The 3,638-nt window shown below is 68.7% G+C and carries 5 protein-coding genes; 4 read left to right on the top strand and 1 reads right to left on the bottom strand.

Going from position 1 to position 3,638, the window contains the following annotated elements:
- Nucleotides 1–46: 46 nt before the first annotated feature.
- Nucleotides 47–508 carry a hypothetical protein gene (locus ACMZPQ_RS21195; RefSeq protein WP_312647011.1) on the bottom strand — a complete coding sequence of 154 codons (462 nt, stop codon included), beginning with the start codon at nt 506–508 and terminating at the stop codon, nt 47–49.
- A 184-nt stretch (nt 509–692) separates the two neighbouring features.
- Here ACMZPQ_RS21195 and ACMZPQ_RS21190 point away from each other — a divergent pair, with 184 nt between their 5' ends.
- The 4 genes from ACMZPQ_RS21190 to ACMZPQ_RS21175 all read left to right on the top strand — a co-directional run bounded on the left by ACMZPQ_RS21190 (nt 693) and on the right by ACMZPQ_RS21175 (nt 3,292).
- On the top strand, nt 693–941 hold the full coding sequence (locus ACMZPQ_RS21190; protein WP_197580971.1) for a hypothetical protein: 249 nt from the start codon (nt 693–695) through the stop codon (nt 939–941).
- Between the two features lie 122 nt (nt 942–1,063).
- Complete coding sequence (locus ACMZPQ_RS21185; RefSeq protein WP_197580972.1) at nt 1,064–1,981, top strand: bestrophin family protein; 918 nt, start codon at nt 1,064–1,066, stop codon at nt 1,979–1,981.
- Nucleotides 1,982–2,000: 19 nt separating this feature from the next.
- Entirely contained in the window at nt 2,001–2,990 is a 990-nt protein-coding gene (hemB, locus tag ACMZPQ_RS21180; protein ID WP_133935866.1) for a porphobilinogen synthase, read from the top strand.
- A 32-nt stretch (nt 2,991–3,022) separates the two neighbouring features.
- The gene (locus ACMZPQ_RS21175; RefSeq protein WP_040006915.1) at nt 3,023–3,292 is read left to right on the top strand and encodes a gas vesicle protein GvpG; all 270 of its coding nucleotides are present in this window, start codon (nt 3,023–3,025) and stop codon (nt 3,290–3,292) included.
- The last annotated feature ends 346 nt before the right edge of the window (nt 3,293–3,638 follow it).

Here is a 3,638-nt window from a genome sequence, read left to right as displayed (position 1 = left end):
CCCCCCCCCCCCCCCCCCCCCAACTACCGGCGGTGACGCAGTCGCGTCACCGTTGCGGCGGCGTGATCACCTGCGTCGGCAGGCGTGCCGGCGGTTGCGGGTTCGGTACCCAGATCGCGACACCGGCGGCGCGCTTCTGCGTGGTCGGAATGCCGATGCCGACGCCGCCACCGACATGCGAGCCGAAGCTGCCGGCGCCCACCGACATGCCGACCGGCGAGCCGCTGCTGCCCACGCCCACCAGCACCACGCCGTTGGCACCCAGTGCTGCGGCTTCACGCTTCAGGCGTGCCACCGCGGCATCGGTCTGGCCTTGGGTCCCGAAACCCACCGCAGACGCCGATTCCAGCTGGGCGATTTCCTGGGAGCCCGCAGGCGGCGTCGAATAGATCTGCACCTGCGCCGGGTCGATCGGTGCGCGCGCGCGGCCCAGCATCACCTTGGAGGTGCTGGCACAACCGGCGGCGGCCAGCAGCATGGCCGCCAACGCGGCCCAACGAATGTTCATGGCATCACCCCTGCAGGATTGGTTGTGATCATCGGCGGGCCACTCTGAATCGGCGCCAACACCCGGGCCAGGGCACGCACCACCGAACGCTAGCACGGCCCCGGTGACAGCCCCGCCAATGGCAGTAGGCGGCAGCGGCGGGAACGTCTATGGTGGGCCCAGGAACCAACGGCGGGAGAGCGGCATGGGTGTGATCAGTCTGTTGTGGGGCGCACTGGCGCTGTTGTGGATGATCCTGGCGCTGATTCCGCTGCTGGGCTGGGGCAACTGGTTCCTCATCCCGTTCGCTGCCGTCGGCGCGGTGATCGCCGCGCTGGGCATCCTGTTCACCCACCCGAGCAAGCGCGGCCGGGCCTGGGCCGGGCTGGTCCTGAACGGCATCGTAGTGGTGGTCGGCATCCTCCGTCTCGGCCTGGGTGGCGGCGTGATCTGAGCCCGTCCCCGGGTGCGACAGGGCGTCGCAGGCACACGGCCCACAGCCGGGCAGGGGCGTACAATGAGCGGCTGCGCGAGCCCCCCGCGTGCCTGTGAATCCGCGCCCGGCGCGGCTGCCCGATGATCATCCGACCCCGTCCCCACGGCTGGCAACTGCTGTACATCCTGCGCGGCTCGATCGTCAAAGCGATCGCGCCGAAGGTGCTGGCCATCCTGATCCTGTCCATCGCGGTCGCCGCGGTGGTCGAACTGGCGCCGCCGACCGGCATCGAGCGCGTCTCGGTGACCCCGTTCACCCTGCTCGGCCTGGTCCTGTCGATCTTCCTCAGCTTCCGCAACAGCGCCTGCTATGACCGCTGGTGGGAAGGCCGCAAGCTGTGGGGCCAACTGGTCTTCGAGTCGCGTTCGCTGGCCCGCCAGGTCAACCTGCTGCTGGCCGATGACGCCGGCCGCCGCCGCCGCATCGCCTACCTCACCACTGCCTTCGCGCATGCGCTGGCGGCGCGGCTGCGTGGGCGCATCGTCGCCCTGGCGGCATTGCCGTGGCTGGACAAGCCGCAGCGCGAACAGCTGGGCCAGCGCGAGAACGTGGCCGATGCGCTGCTGGCGATGATCGCCGCCGAGCTGGCCCAGGCCCTTCGCGCCGGTGCACTCAACCCGATCCTCTACGCCCAGCTGGAAGAACGCCTGCACGCGATGTCATCGATCCAGGCCGGCTGCGAGCGCATCCTCACCACCCCGCTGCCGTTCGCCTACACGCTGCTGCTGCACCGCTGCGCGTGGATGTTCTGCGTGCTGCTGCCGTTCGGCCTGGCCAGTTCGCTGGGCTGGGGCACGCCGGTGCTGTCGGCGGTGCTGGCCTACGCCTTCTTCGGCCTGGACCAGCTGGGCGAAGAAATGGAAGACCCGTTCGGCCTGGAGCCGAACGACCTGCCGCTGGACGCGCTGGTGCGCACGATCGAGATCGACCAGCTCGACGCGCTCGGCGAACGCCCCTTGCCCGAACCCCTGCTGCCGCAGGGTTACCTGTTGCAATAGCCACTCCTCGGAGCCTGCCATGTCCCATCCGCTGTACCGCCCGCGCCGCATGCGCCATGACGAGTTCTCGCGCCGCCTGATGCGCGAGAACACGCTGACCACCGACGACCTGATCTACCCGGTGTTCGTGCACGAGCTTGCCGGCCGCACCGCGGTGCCTTCGATGCCGGGCGTGGAGCGGCTGTCGATCGAAGAGCTGCTGAAGGTGGCCGAAGAAGCGCTGGAACTGGGCATTCCGGTGATCGACCTGTTCCCGGTGATCGACCCGTCGCTGAAGTCGCTGGATGCGTCGGCGGCGTGGGCCGAGGACGGCCTTGCGCAGCGGGCGATCCGCGCGCTGAAGTCGCGCTTCCCGGAACTGGGGGTGATGACCGACGTGGCGCTGGACCCGTACACCACGCATGGCCAGGACGGCATCATCGATGACAAGGGCTATGTGCTCAACGACATCACCGTCGACGCACTGGTCAAGCAGTCGGTGTCGCATGCCGAGGCCGGCGCGGACATCGTCTCGCCGTCGGACATGATGGACGGCCGCATCGGCGCGATCCGCCGCGGGCTGGATGCTTCCAACCACATCAACGTGCGCATCATGGCCTACTCGGCCAAGTACGCCTCGGCCTTCTACGGCCCGTTCCGCGATGCGGTGGGCAGCGCGGCCAGCCTCGGCAAGGCCGACAAGAAGACCTACCAGATGGACCCGGCCAACGGCGACGAAGCCCTGCGCGAAATCGCGCTGGACCTGGAAGAGGGCGCCGACATGGTGATGGTCAAGCCGGGCATGCCCTACCTGGACCTGGTGCGCCGGGTCAAAGAGACCTTCGGCGTGCCGACCTTCGCTTACCAGGTCAGCGGCGAGTACGCGATGATGAAGGCCGCCTTCGCCAATGGCTGGCTGGACGAGCGCGCCTGCGTGATGGAATCGTTGCTGGGCTTCAAGCGGGCCGGTGCCGATGGCGTGCTGACCTATTTCGCGCCACAGGTGGCGCGATGGCTGCGCGAGCGCTGACAATAGCGCGACGATAGACGGAGGAATGCGCGATGGGACCCGAACTGGGATGGATGCAATGGTTGATCTGGGGCATCGGTACGCTGGTGTTCGGCGCCATCATTGTCGGTGTCTTCATCGCGGCCTGGCGGGCCGGCAAGCGCCCGCCGGAGCAGCTCTCCGCCGCCCGCCACGTGGCCCGTGAACAGGCCCTGCCGGACAGCGTGCAGGCCGAACTGGCCGCGTTGAACCAGCGCAAGGACAATGGCCAGCTGAGCGAGGTCGAGTACGAGCAGCAGCGCGCCAGGGTGTTGTCGCGCTGAGCGGCAATGCCCGGGGTCGGGTCCCTTTCCGCAGGAAAAGGCTCTGACCCCTTCGCGGGCACCATCCACGCAGGGCGTGGATCTACCGCACGCACCCCGCAACCGCCGGCACGCGGCGCCTTCGCCGCACTGCTGGCGACCCGCATCTCGCCCGGCATCCGCATGGATGGGTGCCAACCTTGGTTGGCACTTTCCCGCATGCCAACCAAGGTTGGCATCTACCAAACGGTCATCCACGCATGGCGTGGATCTACCGCACGCACCCCAGCACCGCCGCCACCTTCGGCACCGCCAACCGGTATACATCCACGCCACCGGCACGCGGCGCCTTCGCCGCACTGCTGGC

It is taken from the genome of Stenotrophomonas maltophilia, from assembly GCF_047497515.2.
Classification (GTDB): domain Bacteria; phylum Pseudomonadota; class Gammaproteobacteria; order Xanthomonadales; family Xanthomonadaceae; genus Stenotrophomonas.
The sequence above is the reverse complement of the archived record's forward strand: the minus strand, read 5'-3'. Positions and strand labels throughout refer to the sequence as shown.